Source organism: Citrobacter sp. Cf132 (assembly GCF_030333885.1).
Taxonomy (GTDB): Bacteria; Pseudomonadota; Gammaproteobacteria; order Enterobacterales; family Enterobacteriaceae; genus Citrobacter; species Citrobacter freundii.
On sequence record NZ_JAOWFA010000057.1, the window covers coordinates 20,166 to 34,744 of the forward strand.

Annotated in this window: 15 protein-coding genes; 10 read left to right on the forward strand and 5 right to left on the reverse strand. The window is 53.9% G+C overall.

Going from position 1 to position 14,579, the window contains the following annotated elements; translation table 11 throughout:
• Window positions 1-5: 5 nt before the first annotated feature.
• The gene (gene bepA, locus OGV85_RS13445; RefSeq protein WP_003037939.1) at window positions 6-1,469 is read right to left on the reverse strand and encodes a beta-barrel assembly-enhancing protease; all 1,464 of its coding nucleotides are present in this window, start codon (window positions 1,467-1,469) and stop codon (window positions 6-8) included.
• A gap of 226 nt (window positions 1,470-1,695) precedes the next feature.
• On the opposite strand from bepA, the gene OGV85_RS13450 reads away from it, so the two are divergent.
• From OGV85_RS13450 to iadA, 4 genes are all read left to right on the forward strand, one after another.
• A complete protein-coding gene (locus tag OGV85_RS13450; protein ID WP_003037941.1) occupies window positions 1,696-2,760 on the forward strand; it encodes an AI-2E family transporter in 1,065 nt (354 codons plus the stop codon).
• Window positions 2,761-2,926: 166 nt separating this feature from the next.
• Window positions 2,927-3,586 (forward strand): nucleoside recognition domain-containing protein, encoded by a 660-nt coding sequence (locus OGV85_RS13455; RefSeq protein WP_003847228.1) that lies wholly within the window; start codon window positions 2,927-2,929, stop codon window positions 3,584-3,586.
• 1 nt (window position 3,587) lies between these two features.
• Window positions 3,588-4,049 carry a YjiG family protein gene (locus OGV85_RS13460; RefSeq protein WP_003037948.1) on the forward strand — a complete coding sequence of 154 codons (462 nt, stop codon included), beginning with the start codon at window positions 3,588-3,590 and terminating at the stop codon, window positions 4,047-4,049.
• Between the two features lie 11 nt (window positions 4,050-4,060).
• Window positions 4,061-5,224, forward strand: a complete 1,164-nt coding sequence (gene iadA, locus OGV85_RS13465; RefSeq protein ID WP_044714600.1) for a beta-aspartyl-peptidase — start codon at window positions 4,061-4,063, stop codon at window positions 5,222-5,224.
• 153 nt (window positions 5,225-5,377) lie between these two features.
• Here iadA and bcp read toward each other — a convergent pair whose 3' ends face one another.
• Both bcp and OGV85_RS13475 read right to left on the reverse strand, forming a co-directional pair.
• A complete protein-coding gene (bcp, locus tag OGV85_RS13470; protein WP_003037951.1) occupies window positions 5,378-5,848 on the reverse strand; it encodes a thioredoxin-dependent thiol peroxidase in 471 nt (156 codons plus the stop codon).
• Window positions 5,848-6,420 (reverse strand): glycine cleavage system transcriptional repressor, encoded by a 573-nt coding sequence (locus OGV85_RS13475; RefSeq protein WP_003037954.1) that lies wholly within the window; start codon window positions 6,418-6,420, stop codon window positions 5,848-5,850. The genes bcp and OGV85_RS13475 overlap by 1 nt, the downstream gene beginning before the upstream one ends.
• A gap of 145 nt (window positions 6,421-6,565) precedes the next feature.
• Here OGV85_RS13475 and dapA point away from each other — a divergent pair, with 145 nt between their 5' ends.
• The 6 genes from dapA to ypfH all read left to right on the forward strand — a co-directional run bounded on the left by dapA (window position 6,566) and on the right by ypfH (window position 13,118).
• The gene (gene dapA / locus OGV85_RS13480) at window positions 6,566-7,444 is read left to right on the forward strand and encodes a 4-hydroxy-tetrahydrodipicolinate synthase (RefSeq protein WP_003037957.1); all 879 of its coding nucleotides are present in this window, start codon (window positions 6,566-6,568) and stop codon (window positions 7,442-7,444) included.
• A 16-nt stretch (window positions 7,445-7,460) separates the two neighbouring features.
• Entirely contained in the window at window positions 7,461-8,495 is a 1,035-nt protein-coding gene (bamC, locus tag OGV85_RS13485) for an outer membrane protein assembly factor BamC (RefSeq protein WP_032937846.1), read from the forward strand.
• Between the two features lie 111 nt (window positions 8,496-8,606).
• Complete coding sequence (gene purC, locus OGV85_RS13490; RefSeq protein ID WP_003037964.1) at window positions 8,607-9,320, forward strand: phosphoribosylaminoimidazolesuccinocarboxamide synthase; 714 nt, start codon at window positions 8,607-8,609, stop codon at window positions 9,318-9,320.
• Between the two features lie 128 nt (window positions 9,321-9,448).
• The gene (gene ypfJ / locus OGV85_RS13495; protein WP_003037967.1) at window positions 9,449-10,315 is read left to right on the forward strand and encodes a KPN_02809 family neutral zinc metallopeptidase; all 867 of its coding nucleotides are present in this window, start codon (window positions 9,449-9,451) and stop codon (window positions 10,313-10,315) included.
• A gap of 15 nt (window positions 10,316-10,330) precedes the next feature.
• On the forward strand, window positions 10,331-12,346 hold the full coding sequence (locus OGV85_RS13500) for a tRNA(Met) cytidine acetyltransferase TmcA (protein WP_061548212.1): 2,016 nt from the start codon (window positions 10,331-10,333) through the stop codon (window positions 12,344-12,346).
• Between the two features lie 73 nt (window positions 12,347-12,419).
• On the forward strand, window positions 12,420-13,118 hold the full coding sequence (gene ypfH / locus OGV85_RS13505; RefSeq protein ID WP_003037972.1) for an esterase: 699 nt from the start codon (window positions 12,420-12,422) through the stop codon (window positions 13,116-13,118).
• Window positions 13,119-13,221: 103 nt separating this feature from the next.
• Here ypfH and OGV85_RS13510 read toward each other — a convergent pair whose 3' ends face one another.
• The gene (locus OGV85_RS13510) at window positions 13,222-13,422 is read right to left on the reverse strand and encodes a membrane protein (protein WP_003037974.1); all 201 of its coding nucleotides are present in this window, start codon (window positions 13,420-13,422) and stop codon (window positions 13,222-13,224) included.
• A gap of 27 nt (window positions 13,423-13,449) precedes the next feature.
• On the reverse strand, window positions 13,450-14,577 hold the full coding sequence (dapE, locus tag OGV85_RS13515) for a succinyl-diaminopimelate desuccinylase (RefSeq protein WP_061548211.1): 1,128 nt from the start codon (window positions 14,575-14,577) through the stop codon (window positions 13,450-13,452).
• Window positions 14,578-14,579 lie beyond the last annotated feature (2 nt).

A 14,579-nucleotide genomic window follows, 5' to 3' on the forward strand; every position in this document is an offset into this window, starting at 1 on the left:
GATAATTACATCTTCGTGTAGGGTTTAAAGCGCTCTTGCAGCTGGCGTAGCTGGTCGATACGAGCATCGTATCTGGCCTGTTGCTGGCTACCCAGTTTCACCTGAGAGCTTGCGCTGCTGAGCATCGAAATCGCCTGATCCAGACGTCCAGCGAGGGCATACCCCTCCGCCCGCGCCGCCAGCTCCTGATCGCGGTTGTTCAGGTTGGCTTCCGTTTGCGCTAACAGATCCCAGCCGTTAGGGTCGTCCTTATGGTTAAACGTATAGCGATTCAGGATGGTTGCCGCCTCTTTGGCTTGCCCGCCCTGTAGATACGCATTCGCCAGGTTGAGCTGCAGTACCGGGTTAGTGCGCAGGTCGCGGGCGTTTTTCAGGCGGTTAATGGCATCACTGGTTTTCTTCTGGCCGAGATCGATATCCGTTGCCAGGTCGAGATACCAGGCATTGTTCGCGTCTGCTGCCAGCAGCGGTTGCAGCGCTTTACGCGCCTCGTCATATTTGCTGGCTTCCATCGCCTGCAATGCCCGACCATATTGCGCCGCACGTTGCTCACGTACGTTGCCTTTCGACCAGTTACTCAGCAGGTCATCGGTCAACTGGTTACGACCAGAGTTGTACATGCCCAAGGTTCGTGCCTTAGCCAGATAAAAATCTTCTGACGACTGGACGACCACCGGACGCATCTGGTTGGCGCGGTTACGGGCATCTGACAGGCGGCTTTCAGGCAGAGGGTGAGTCAGCAAAATTTCCGGCGGACGCGAAGAGTAACGGGCCTGATCGAGCAGTTTTTCGAGGAACGTCGGCATGGCCTGGGGATCGAATCCCGAGCGTTGTAGCACCTGAATACCGATGCGATCTGCTTCCTGTTCGTTTTGTTGCGTAAAGCTAATCATCCCCTGACGTGTTCCCGCCAGCGTACCGGTCAGCGCCGCCATACCCGCTTGCGGGCTAGCCATCGCTAATAAAATTGAACCTAGCGCACCTACCCACGTTAGCGGCGCACTGCGTTTCTGATCTTCCATTGCACGCGCCAGGTGGCGCTGAGTGACGTGGGAGATTTCGTGCGCCATGACCGATGCTAACTGGCTTTCGTTGTCGGAATAGCGGAACAGTGCGGAGTGCAAGACAACGTTGCCGCCAAAGAAAGCAAAGGCGTTGATTTCATCGTTGTTAATCAAAAAGAATGTGAAGGGTGTTTTTACCGAGTCGGCGTGCGAGACCAGACGCATCCCCAGCGCATTAATGTATTGGGTGAGCAATGGATCATTAATTAATGGCGCACTGCCGCGCAGTTGGCGTACGTAATAATCGCCCATCTGCATTTCCTGTCCTATGGAAAGCGTACTGCCTGCCGACGTTCCCATATCAGGCAGGGTGTCCGCAGTATCAGCAAATGCGGGCGCAACCTGACCGATAGTCAGTGCGGCAATGAGGGTAGCAACCAGGTTTTTTTTCAACTGCCTGAACATAACCTCTGTCCTGTATTCTTTTTTGAGATAGCCATTTGACCAATGCTGTGAAGTATCGTTCACACTCCGCAAGCTTACGGAGTGTAACTGCGAAACCTGACGATGAACACCCAGGAAAAATGTCTTTTCACTTTGCGTAATCAGCCATAAAAAGCGAAGTCTTTTTTGTGACATTTCGATACAATTCGGGATCGCAATCCCGCTATTGGGTTCATGGAAGGGTTTTATGCTCGAAATGTTGATGCAATGGTATCGTCGCCGCTTTAGCGACCCCGAAGCCATCGCCCTGCTGATTATTCTGGTTGCCGGTTTTGGCATCCTGTTCTTTTTTAGCGGTCTTCTGGCGCCGCTACTGGTCGCCATAGTGCTGGCGTACCTGCTTGAATGGCCGACTGTGCGGCTGGAACATATTGGGTGTTCACGGCGTTGGGCGACATCGATTGTGCTGGTGGTGTTTGTCGGTATTTTGCTGCTGATGGCGTTTGTGGTGATGCCCGTTGCATGGCAGCAGGGGATCTATCTGATCCGCGACATGCCTGGCATGCTTAATAAATTGTCTGATTTTGCTGCCACCTTGCCGCGGCGTTATCCGGCGCTGATGGATGCGGGCATCATTGATGCGATGGCGGAAAATATGCGCTCGCGAATGCTCACCATGGGCGATTCGGTGGTGAAATATTCGTTAGCCTCACTGGTTGGATTGCTGACCCTGGCGGTCTATCTGGTTCTCGTCCCGTTGATGGTGTTCTTCCTGATCAAAGATAAAGGACAGATGCTGAACGCCGTGCGCCGGGTGCTGCCGCGTAATCGTGGGCTGGCGGGGCAGGTGTGGAAAGAGATGAACCAGCAAATCACCAACTATATCCGCGGAAAGGTGCTGGAAATGGTGGTGGTCGGCGTGGCGACCTGGCTCGGCTTCCTGCTGTTTGGTCTCAACTATTCGCTGCTGCTGGCGGTGCTGGTAGGGTTCTCTGTGCTGATCCCGTATATCGGCGCTTTTGTGGTGACGATTCCGGTAGTTGGCGTGGCGCTGTTTCAGTTCGGGCTTGGCACCGAGTTCTGGAGCTGTTTTGCCGTGTACCTGATTATCCAGGCGCTGGACGGCAATCTGCTGGTTCCCGTGCTGTTCTCCGAGGCGGTCAATCTGCATCCACTGGTGATTATTCTCTCCGTGGTGATTTTCGGTGGTCTGTGGGGATTCTGGGGCGTATTCTTTGCGATCCCTCTGGCGACGTTAATCAAAGCGGTAATGCACGCCTGGCCGGATGGTCAGGTCGTTGACGAACCCTAATCTGCAAGATCCGGCGATATCATGTCGCCGGATCCGAACTTGTCTGACCTCTATCCACACTTTCTGAATAATCTCTTCTGCTGTCGTTTTTCTCCGCATTTGTCTTTAACTTGACCTGCGTGATGTCTTTCTGTCACGCAAGGAATAAGACCAACAGGAGAACAAAATGGGTCACAACACACACACGCAGCAAAAGGTGGGATGGGGCGGTTATCTCGCTTTTTTTATTACGATTATCCTTTTTTCCGGCATGTTTGCGAAAAGTACCGAATGGTGGCGGGTCTTTGACTTCACCGTCCTCAACGGCGCGTTTGGGCAGATTAATGCCGCAGGCGATACGGCGGTCTCTTTTCGCGGCTCTGGAGGGATGGGAGCCAAAGACGGCTTCTTATTCGCGCTTGAACTGGCACCTTCCGTCATTCTTTCACTCGGGATTATTTCCGTCACCGAAGGATTGGGGGGGTTACGTGCGGCACAACAGCTGATGACGCCGGTCCTGCGCCCGTTACTCGGTATTCCGGGAGTTTGTTCGCTGGCGCTAATTGCGAATTTGCAAAATACCGATGCCGCGGCCGGGATGACCAAAGAGATGGCGGAAGAGGGCATTATTACTGAACAGGAGCGTGCCATTTTTGCCTGCTGGCAAACCAGCGGCAGCGCGTGTATTACCAACTATTTTTCCTCTGGCGCTGCGCTGTTTACGGTGGTTACCGTTCCGGTGATTACGCCGCTGGCGGTGATCCTTGTCTTCAAATTTGTGGGAGCGAACCTGCTGCGTTTGTGGATTGCGCAGCTGGAAAATCGCCGTCTGCAGCAGGAGGTCTGAGATGACAACGCAGGTACGTAAAAACGTCATGGATATGTTTATCGATGGCGCGCGGCGCGGGTTTACAATTGCTACAACCAGCCTGTTACCTAACGTGGTGATGGCGTTTGTGATTATTCAGGCGCTGAAGGTGACGGGATTGCTCGAGATTGTCGGGCGGGTGTGCGAACCGGTGATGGCGTTGTGGGGGCTACCGGGGGAATCTGCCACCGTGCTGCTGGCGGCGGTGATGAGTATGGGAGGCGGCGTCGGCGTTTGTGCCAGTCTGGTTGTTGCTGGTACGCTTTCGGGACATGATGCGACTGTATTGCTACCGGCAATCTACCTGATGGGCAATCCGGTGCAAAATGTGGGACGCTGCCTGGGAACTGCGGGGGTCCATCCCCGTTACTACCCGCTGATTATTGCGGTATGCGTCATTAATGCGCTGCTCTCTATTTGGGTTATGCAGGTAATTGCCTGACAAGGAAGGTTATGAACTGTTCAATTCTTAATTTGACGTTGTTCCAGCAGGGACACGTGTACGCACCGGAAGATTTAGGGCGACAGGATATACTGGTCTCCGGCAGTAAAATTGTTGCCATCGCCCCGTCAATTTCTCCTGAAGACTTTCCCGGTTGCGAGTGTATCAATCTTGACGGCGCGATTGTGTGCCCAGGATTTATCGATCAACACGTCCATCTGATTGGCGGCGGCGGGGAAGCAGGGCCGCATACCCGCACGCCGGAAGTACGCTTGTCACGCCTGGTTGAAGCTGGTGTAACTTCGGTAGTCGGTTTGCTGGGTACCGATGGTATTACCCGTCACCCGGAATCGCTGCTGGCAAAAACCCGCGCGCTGGAGTTTGAAGGCATCAGTGCATGGATGCTTACTGGGGCGTATTCTCTGCCTTCCCCGACCATCACCGGCAGCATCGATCGCGACGTGGCGCTGATCGATAAAATCATTGGCGTAAAATGTGCGATTTCGGACCATCGTTCCTCAGCCCCAGATACCTCGGTGCTGGCAAACATGGCGGCGCAGTCGCGCGTCGGTGGATTGTTAGGACGCAAACCGGGGATCAGTGTATTCCATATGGGCGATAGCCCACGCATGCTGGAACCGTTGTACCAGATCCTCAACTGCTGCGATGTGCCGATTACTAAACTGTTGCCGACACACGTTAACCGTGCGGAACCGTTGTTCCAGGCGGCGCTGGAGTATGCTCGTAAAGGTGGTTATATCGACATTACCAGCAGCATTGATGAGCCCGTCGACCCCGCCACGGCTATCGCCACGGCGCTGCGGCAGAACGTGCCACTGTCGCGCATTACCCTTAGCTCGGATGGCAACGGCAGCCAGCCGGAATTTGATGAGTTAGGTAATCTCATCGGTATCGGTGTCGCGGGGTTTGAATCACTGGCTGAAACGGTGCGCCAGTTGGTGAAAGTTCATGCCATACCGCTGGAACAGGCGCTCTGTCCGCTGACGCGTACGGTCGCAGAATTTTTAGGGCTCGAACATAAGGGGCGCCTGGCGGTGGGATGCGATGCGGACATTCTGGTGCTTAACGATGCGTTGGAGGTTAATCACCTTTGGGCGAAGGGAAAAGCCGTGGTCAGAGAGAAGAAGGCCTGCGTAAAAGGGACGTTTGAATAAACGTTTATGCGGATGTCAGCCTGAAAAAGTACAGATTCACGTTTATGCCGGGTGGCGGCTACGCCTCACCCGGCCTACAAGTTTCGCAATATTAATAAGCTGCGCAGGCCTGATAAGCGAAGCGCCATCAGGCTTTTTCCAGCAAAACGTAAATCAGGCGTTCTCTTTCAGCCAGTTCAGTACCACGTCGTGGTGATTGCTGGTTTTGAAGTCATCGAACACGTGCTCAATTTTGCCTTCGGCATCAATCAGGAAGCTGATGCGGTGGATGCCATCGTAGGTTTTGCCCATAAATGACTTCTCACCCCAGACGCCGAACTGCTCGCAAACCTGATGATCTTCATCGGACAGGAGCGTGAAATTCAGGACTTCTTTCTCCGCGAATCGGGAAAGCTTCTCTGGTTTGTCGGTGCTGATCCCCAGCACTTCAACACCAGCTTTTTTTAACTCATCCATGTTATCGCGCAAGCCGCAGGCCTGTACGGTACAGCCGGGTGTCATGGCTTTCGGGTAAAAATAAACCAGAACACGCTGTCCCTGGAAGTCGGTTAAATTTACTTGTTCTCCGTCTTGATCCGGCAAGCTAAATTTCGGTGCGATATCACCGGCTTTCAGTGGGTTCATTACTTAACTCCATCCTGTTCATCATGCTGTGAGTAATTGACGACGTTAATACTGCCTTGCGCATTGAGTTCTGTACAGAGTGCTTTAAACGCATCTTCAATATTTGCCGAATCATGTGACGCAGGACTATGTGCGGTAATTTGAATAAACAACTGCGCCGCCTTTCCATTCTCAGCCGGTTGCGTGCGTGAAACCAGTTCCGCAATATTCATTTGGTGGCTGTCAAACAGTGCGGTGAAGCGTTCAATCAAATGGGGAGAATCAGGGACATCGACCTGCACCCATACCGTAGCAGGCATCGCCGGACGAGGGCGCGCGGTCGTGCGCTTCATCACAATGAGTAAATCCAGCTCTGCGCCTTTTAATGGCAGGGTTGATTCAATCAGGGTGATGGCATTCCAGGTGCCCGACAGCAACATGATAAACGTGAACTCATCACCCAGCATGGCCAGTCGGCTGTCTTCGATATTACAGCCGCAACTGCTGACATGACGTGTGATGGTGTTCACAATTCCTGGGCGGTCGGCACCCAGCGCAGTAATGACCAGATAGTGTTGCGATGACGATGTCAAACCTGTTCTTCCTTTGAGCGGTGAGGTAATCATAAGGAAAGCATAAAAAAAACATGCATACAACAATCAGAACGGCTCTGGTCGCTTGCTTTTATTGTCGTACCAAACGTACCATTGAGACACTTGTTTGCACAGAGGATGGCCCATGTTCACGGGAAGTATTGTCGCGCTTGTTACGCCGATGGATGAGAAAGGTAAAGTCTGCCGGTCGAGCCTGAAAAAACTGATTGATTATCATGTCGCCAGCGGCACCTCGGCGATCGTTTCTGTTGGCACCACCGGTGAGTCCGCCACCCTGAGTCATGATGAACATGGCGATGTGGTGATGATGACGCTGGAGCTGGCTGACGGGCGTATTCCGGTTATTGCCGGAACCGGCGCCAATGCGACCGCGGAAGCCATTAGTCTGACGCAGCGTTTCAACGACAGCGGTGTTGTTGGCTGCCTGACGGTGACGCCTTACTACAACCGCCCAACCCAGGAAGGTTTGTTCCAGCATTTCAAAGCCATCGCTGAGCATACTGACCTGCCGCAAATTCTGTATAATGTGCCGTCCCGTACTGGCTGCGATATGCTGCCGGAAACCGTTGGTCGTCTGGCGAAAGTTAAAAATATTATCGCTATTAAAGAGGCCACGGGGAACTTAAGTCGCGTTCACCAGATCAAAGAGCTGGTTTCGGACGACTTTATTCTGCTCAGCGGTGATGACGCGACCGGACTGGATTTTATGCAGCTCGGTGGTCATGGCGTGATTTCTGTAACGTCTAACGTTGCGGCACGTGATATGGCTGAAATGTGCAAACTGGCGGCAGCCGGGCAATTTGCCGAGGCGCGGGTGATTAACCAGCGTCTGATGCCGTTACACAACAAACTATTTGTCGAACCCAATCCTATTCCCGTGAAATGGGCGTGTAAGGAGTTGGGACTTGTGGCGACCGATACGCTACGTCTGCCGATGACGCCAATCACGGACAATGCTCGTGAAATCGTCAAAGCGGCGCTTAAGCATGCTGGTTTGCTGTAAAGTTTAGGGAGATTTGATGGCTTACTCAGTACAAAAGTCGCGCCTGGCCAAGGTTGCGGGTGTTTCGCTTGTTATGTTGCTCGCGGCCTGTAGCTCTGACTCGCGCTATAAGCGCCAGGTGAGCGGTGATGAATCCTATCTGGAGGCCGCACCGCTTGCTGAGCTTCATGCTCCAGCTGGGATGATTTTGCCGGTTATGTCGGGCGACTATAATATCCCGGTAACCAACGGCAGTGGTGCCGTGGGTAAAGCGCTGGATATTCGTCCACCGGCTCAGCCGTTAGCGTTAGTCACTGGCGCTCGCACGCAAATCGCAGGCGATACCTCAACGTTGCTGGTGGAAAATGGTCGTGGCAACACGCTGTGGCCGCAGGTCGTGAGCGTCATTCAGTCTAAAAACTACACGATCACCAAACGTGATGATGCCAGCCAGACGCTGACCACCGACTGGGTTGACTGGAACCGTCTGGATGAAGACGAGCAGTACCGTGGACGTTATCAAATCTCGGTTAAACCGCAGGGCTATCAGCAAGCGGTAACGGTGAAACTGGTTAACCTCGAGCAGGCGGGTAAACCCGTAGCCGATGCGGCATCAATGCAGCGTTACAGCGCTGAGATGATGAACGTTATCTCTGCTGGTCTGGATAAGAACGCCACCGACGCCGCGAATGCCGCGCAGAACCGCTCTGCAGCCACCATGGATGTTCAGAGCGCAGCCGATGACACCGGTTTACCAATGCTGGTGGTACGCGGACCGTTCAACGTGGTATGGCAGCGTCTGCCAGCAGCGCTTGAGAAAGTGGGGATGAAGGTAACCGACAGCACCCGTTCTCAGGGTAGCATCGCGGTGACCTACAAACCTCTGTCTGATAGCAGCTGGCAGGAGCTGGGCGCAAGTGACCCAGGTCTGGTATCCGGCGACTATAAACTGCAGGTCGGTGATTTAGACAACCGCAGTAGCTTGCAGTTTATCGATCCGAAGGGGCATACCCTGACGCAAAGCCAGAACGACGCGCTGGTCGCTGTCTTCCAGGCAGCGTTCAGTAAGTAAAAATAAAGGGCTGGATAACTCCAGCCCTTTTTTTCTGATATGATACGCAAACGTGTGCGTCGGCAGAAAAACGCAATATTTATCGTTAATTCACACCCAGGAGTAATAAAGATGCAAAAGCAAGCTGAGTTGTATCGTGGTAAAGCGAAGACCGTATACAGCACGGAAAACCCGGACCTGTTGGTGCTCGAATTCCGCAATGATACGTCAGCAGGGGATGGCGCGCGCATTGAACAGTTTGACCGTAAAGGCATGGTGAACAACAAATTCAACCATTTCATTATGACTAAACTGCAAGAAGCGGGTATTCCTACCCAGATGGAGCGACTGCTTTCTGATACCGAATGTCTGGTGAAAAAGCTGGATATGGTACCGGTTGAATGTGTGGTACGTAACCGCGCGGCAGGCTCTCTGGTTAAGCGTTTAGGCGTTGAGGAAGGTATTGAACTGAATCCGCCGCTGTTTGATCTGTTCCTGAAAAACGATGCTATGCACGATCCAATGATTAACGATTCCTATTGCGAAACTTTTGGTTGGGTGAGCAAAGAGAATCTGGCACGTATGAAAGAGCTGACCTACAAAGCTAACGACGTGCTGAAAAAGATGTTTGATGATGCTGGTCTGATTCTGGTCGACTTCAAACTTGAGTTTGGTTTGTATAAAGGTGAAGTCGTCCTGGGTGATGAATTCTCACCGGACGGTAGCCGCCTGTGGGACAAAGAAACTCTGGATAAAATGGACAAAGATCGCTTCCGCCAGAGTCTGGGCGGCCTGATCGAAGCCTATGAAGCCGTCGCGCATCGCCTGGGTGTGAAGTTAGACTAATCTTCCCCTGAGCCGGCGATCGCTCTCCGGCTCATTAACCCCACCTGATTTGATTACTATTTCTTATGGTAATCCTGTTCCGAACCGCCTACGATCATCATCATAATGAATAAAAAGTTGAGGTGATTATGCGCTGGCAAGGGCGTCGTGAAAGTGACAACGTGGAAGACAGACGAAACAGCTCTGGCGGCGGCCCCTCTATGGGTGGGCCTGGTTTTCGTCTGCCCAGTGGTAAAGGCGGTATCATCCTGCTGATTGTGGTGCTGGTGGCGGGTTATTATGGCGTGGATCTCACCGGATTAATGACCGGCCAGCCGGTCTCCCAACAACAATCATCACGCTCCATCAGCCCAAACGATGATGAAGCGGCAAAATTTACCTCGGTGATTCTGGCTACAACAGAAGATACCTGGGGACAGCAGTTTGAAAAAATGGGCCGCACCTACCAACAGCCGAAGCTGGTGATGTACCGGGGCGCGACGCGCACCGGCTGCGGCGCGGGCCAGTCCGTGATGGGGCCGTTTTATTGTCCGGCAGATGGTACGGTATATATCGACCTTTCATTCTATGACGACATGAAAAACAAGCTGGGCGCTGATGGTGATTTTGCGCAGGGCTATGTTATCGCCCATGAAGTGGGTCACCACGTGCAGAAACTGCTGGGTATTGAACCGAAAGTTCGCCAGATGCAACAAAACGCCTCACAAGCTGAGGTGAACCGTCTTTCCGTTCGTATGGAACTGCAGGCGGACTGCTTTGCCGGTGTCTGGGGCCACAGCATGCAGCAGCAGGGCGTGCTGGAGTCTGGTGACCTGGAAGAGGCACTAAACGCCGCACAGGCCATTGGTGACGATCGCCTGCAACAGCAAGGACAAGGACGCGTCGTACCGGACAGCTTTACTCACGGAACCTCTGAACAGCGTTTTACCTGGTTCAAGCGCGGCTTTGATAGCGGCGATCCGGGACAATGTAATACCTTTGGTAAAGGTATTTAAGATACAGAGGCAGGGATGTCCGATAACACGGCGCTGAGGGCGTTAACCGAACAGATGGCTCGTGAGGGGATCCGTCGTTTGCTGATTATCAGCGGCGAGGAGAACTGGTGTCAGGGGCAGGCGTTAGCGCTACGCGACATATTACCCGGCGACTGGTTGTGGGTAGGGGCGAATGCCCCTGCTGAACCGAACTGTACGCCACAGGCGCTGCAAACGTTACTGGGGCGCGAGTTTCGTCATGCAGTTTTCGACGCCGGGCAGGGATTTGACGCTGCGGCGTTTGCCGCCTTAAGCGGTACACTGCTTGCCGGCAGTTGGCTGGTTTTGCTGACCCCACCCTGGCATTCCTGGCACACGCATCCAGACGTGGATTCACTACGCTGGAGCGATTGTGCTGAGCCCATTCCCACACCGCACTTTGTTGAGCACGTCAAACGGGTGATTTCCCTCGATAGACAGGCTCTGCACTGGCAGCAGCATCAGCCGGTTTCCTGTCCGCACTTTCCTGCTCGCGCAGCTTGGCTTGCGGCAACCGGCGAACCCCAACCAGAACAGGCGATGATATTAAATCATTTGCTGGCTATGCCTCCCGGTGTGGTTGCGGTGACGGCCGCACGGGGTCGGGGCAAATCCGCTCTGGCAGGGCAACTCATAGCGCGGATTAACGGCACTGCGATTGTGACCGCACCTGCCAAAGCTGCAACGGATGTGCTGGCACAATTTGCTGCAGAGCGTTACCGCTTTATGGCGCCGGATGCACTATTAAGCAGTTCTGAAACCGCAGACTGGCTGATTGTGGATGAAGCCGCCGCGATCCCCGCGCCGCTGCTACACCAACTGGTGGCGCGTTTTCCTCGTACGCTGTTAACCACTACAGTACAAGGCTACGAGGGAACGGGTAGAGGCTTCTTGCTGAAATTCTGCGCCCGCTTCCCCAATCTTCGACGCTATGAGTTGCAACAACCCGTACGCTGGGCACAGGGATGTCCGCTGGAGCAAATTGTCAGCGATGCGCTGGTGTTTGATGATGAAACGTTCACGCATGCCCCATTGGGGGAGCTTCACTTCTCGGCATTTGAGCAACAGTCCTGGGATGCTAGCCCGGCGCTGCCGTTAGCGGTATACCAGTTGCTCTCCGGAGCGCATTATCGCACCTCGCCATTAGACCTGCGGCGAATGATGGACGCGCCTGGTCAGCATTTTCTTCAGGCATCAACCGCTGACTCAGTGGCGGGTGCTGTCTGGCTGGTCGATGAAGGGGGACTATCCGCAGAATTAAGCCAGGCCGTCTGGGCCGGATATCGTCGACCGAGGGGGAATCTGGTTGCACAGTCGCTGGCGGCGCACGGTGGTGACCCGTTGGCGGCGACGCTCGTCGGGAGACGAGTCAGTCGAATTGCGGTTCATCCTGCGCGCCAAAGAGAAGGTATTGGGCAACAGCTGATTGTGCTGGCCCACCACTATTCCACATCGTGTGACTATCTCTCGGTCAGTTTTGGGTATACGGCTGAACTATGGCGTTTCTGGCAGCGCTGCGGTTTTGTGCTGGTGCGAATGGGAAATCACCGGGAAGCCAGCAGCGGCTGTTATACCGCCATGGCGTTGCTGCCGATCAGCGAAGCGGGAAAGCGCCTTGCCGAGCGGGAGCACCAGCATTTGCGGCGTGATGCGGAAATCCTTGCGCGATGGAATGGTGAGAGCATTCCGCTGGTCCCGCTGAAAGAGACTACGCTTAATGAGGATGACTGGGCTGAGCTGGCTGGGTTTGCCTTCGCGCATCGGCCATTATTGACGTCGCTAGGCTGTCTGAGTCGTCTGCTTGAGCACAGTGAATTACCTCTTCCGGCATTGCGCGGACGTATACAGGCTAAACGCAGCGACGCCGAATTGTGCCAACAGCTGAAGATCTCAGGTCGTAAAGCGCTGCTGGTCGTTCAGCGCGCCGAAGCGGCACAAGCGTTAAATCAGCTGGATGCTGAACGTGAACAGCGGCTACATAATCGCATTATGCAATGGCAATTTTTTCACTAACATCTTCAATTTCCTGGCATGGTCATTGCGGTTAAGCGGCGTAGAATGATTCTCATCAGTTAAGGAGATCGCCATGAAACATGACCATTTTGTTGTTCAAAGTCCCGATAAACCCGCTCAACAGCTACTGCTGCTGTTTCATGGCGTCGGCGATAACCCGGTTGCCATGGGTGAAATTGGCTCCTGGTTTGCGCCGCTGTTTCCGGATGCGTTAATCGTCAGCATTGGCGGGGCAGAGCCTTACGGTACGACTTCCGGACGTCAGTGGTTTTCGGTACAGGGCGTAACGGAAGAGAACCGCCAGGCGCGTATCGACGCGATTATGCCGGTGTTTATCGAAACCGTGCGCTACTGGCAGAAACAAAGCGGCGTTTCACCGCAGGCAACCGCGCTGATTGGTTTTTCTCAGGGGTCGATTATGTCGCTTGAGAGCATCAAAGCCGAGCCGGGGCTGGCGTCGCGGGTCATTGCCTTCAATGGTCGCTATGCCACCTTACCGGAGGTTGCAACTACCGCAACGACGGTGCATTTGATTCACGGTGGTGAAGACCGGGTGATAGAGCTCTCCCATGCCGTTGCCGCGCAGGAGGCATTAATTGCTGCGGGTGGGGATGTGACGCTGGATATCGTCGAAAACCTGGGGCACGCCATTGATGAACGCAGCATGCAGTTTGCGCTCGATCATCTGCGTTTTACCGTACCGAAGCACTATTTTGATGAAGCGCTGAGCGGCGGTAAGCCTCACGATGATGATGTGATTGAGATGATCTGATTGATAACCGTAGGCCGGATAAAACGCGAAGCGTTGCCATCCGGCACTTAACGCCCGGTGGTGCTAACGCTTACCGGGCCTACGTGACTTATTGGCCTGGAAATTATTTCTTCGGTTGATCCTTGTTCGGCCAATCGTCGTCGTCATCCCATTTATCGTTAAAGTCACGATGCGGGGGAAGCTCCGGTTTGTTGGCCAGATATTTCTTTGGATCGACGCGCTTGAGATCTTTGATAACGTTAAGCAGCACGCCTACCAGAAACACCAACACCAGAATCCACCAATATTTTGCTAGCCAGTCCATGTATTTTTCCTCTTGCAGGAACACTCATCAGGCGACGAGTTGCTCCATGATACGTTGATACATACGGGCAAGCAGCTGCAGGTCGGCGGCATTAACACATTCATTTATTTTATGAATAGTGGCGTTGACCGGCCCAAGTTCGACTACCTGTGCCCCCATGCGGGCAATAAAGCGCCCGTCGGACGTCCCGCCTGTAGTCAGTAACTGCGGTTTAATCTCATTATAGTGCTCAATGGCGTTCACTACTGCATCCACCAGTTTACCGCGTTCAGTCAGGAACGGCTGACCGGAAAGCCACCAGTCGACGGTATAGCGCAACTGATGTTTCTCCAGCAGCGCGTGAACCCGTGCTTTAATCATCTCATCGGTCAGCTCAGTGCTGAAACGGAAGTTGAACTGGATAAACAGTTCGCCGGGGATAACGTTGTTGCTGCCGGTGCCTGCCTGAATATTGGCAATCTGCATGCTGGTCGCCGGGAAGAACTCGTTACCCTGGTCCCACTCAATCGCCACCAGTTCGTTGAGCATTGGCGCCGCGCGGTGTACCGGGTTATCGGCCAGATGCGGATAGGCTACGTGCCCCTGCACGCCATGAATGGTCAGGTTGCAGGTCAGTGAACCACGACGTCCATTCTTGACCACGTCGCCAACGATTTCCGTGCTGGACGGTTCGCCAACCAGACAATAATCCAGTCGCTCATTACGCGCCATCAGTGCTTCAACCACCTTTACGGTGCCGTTTTTGGCGCTGGCTTCTTCGTCGGACGTTATCAAAAATGCCAGACGACCCTGATGGTTTGGATGCTGGGCGACAAAACGCTCTGCGGCCACGACCATCGCTGCCAGTGAGCCTTTCATATCGGCAGCGCCACGCCCGAACAGCATGCCATCGCGAATGGTCGGTTCGAACGGTGGATTGATCCAACGATCGACATCGCCGGCGGGCACTACGTCGGTGTGACCGGCAAATGCCAGGGTCTCACCTTTACCGCGCCATGCCCAAAAATTCTGTGTGTCACCAAAATCCATACGCTCAACGGTAAAACCTACCGCGCGCAGGCGTTCAATTATTAACGCCTGGCACCCGGCATCATCCGGGCTCAGGGAAGGACGGCGAATAAGCTGCTGTGTCAGCTCAATAACCGGGCACGACATAG

Bases quoted from the DNA above. Each gene is read 5' to 3' on its own strand.
- purC (WP_003037964.1), top strand. From the start codon at position 8,607: ATGCAAAAGCAAGCTGAGTTGTATCGTGGTAAAGCGAAGACCGTATAC.
- bamC (WP_032937846.1), top strand. From the start codon at position 7,461: ATGGCTTACTCAGTACAAAAGTCGCGCCTGGCCAAGGTTGCGGGTGTT.
- OGV85_RS13450 (WP_003037941.1), top strand. From the start codon at position 1,696: ATGCTCGAAATGTTGATGCAATGGTATCGTCGCCGCTTTAGCGACCCC.
- OGV85_RS13460 (WP_003037948.1), top strand. From the start codon at position 3,588: ATGACAACGCAGGTACGTAAAAACGTCATGGATATGTTTATCGATGGC.
- bcp (WP_003037951.1), bottom strand. From the start codon at position 5,848: ATGAACCCACTGAAAGCCGGTGATATCGCACCGAAATTTAGCTTGCCG.
- iadA (WP_044714600.1), top strand. From the start codon at position 4,061: ATGAACTGTTCAATTCTTAATTTGACGTTGTTCCAGCAGGGACACGTG.
- OGV85_RS13510 (WP_003037974.1), bottom strand. From the start codon at position 13,422: ATGGACTGGCTAGCAAAATATTGGTGGATTCTGGTGTTGGTGTTTCTG.
- ypfJ (WP_003037967.1), top strand. From the start codon at position 9,449: ATGCGCTGGCAAGGGCGTCGTGAAAGTGACAACGTGGAAGACAGACGA.
- OGV85_RS13455 (WP_003847228.1), top strand. From the start codon at position 2,927: ATGGGTCACAACACACACACGCAGCAAAAGGTGGGATGGGGCGGTTAT.
- ypfH (WP_003037972.1), top strand. From the start codon at position 12,420: ATGAAACATGACCATTTTGTTGTTCAAAGTCCCGATAAACCCGCTCAA.
- OGV85_RS13500 (WP_061548212.1), top strand. From the start codon at position 10,331: ATGTCCGATAACACGGCGCTGAGGGCGTTAACCGAACAGATGGCTCGT.
- bepA (WP_003037939.1), bottom strand. From the start codon at position 1,469: ATGTTCAGGCAGTTGAAAAAAAACCTGGTTGCTACCCTCATTGCCGCA.
- dapE (WP_061548211.1), bottom strand. From the start codon at position 14,577: ATGTCGTGCCCGGTTATTGAGCTGACACAGCAGCTTATTCGCCGTCCT.
- dapA (WP_003037957.1), top strand. From the start codon at position 6,566: ATGTTCACGGGAAGTATTGTCGCGCTTGTTACGCCGATGGATGAGAAA.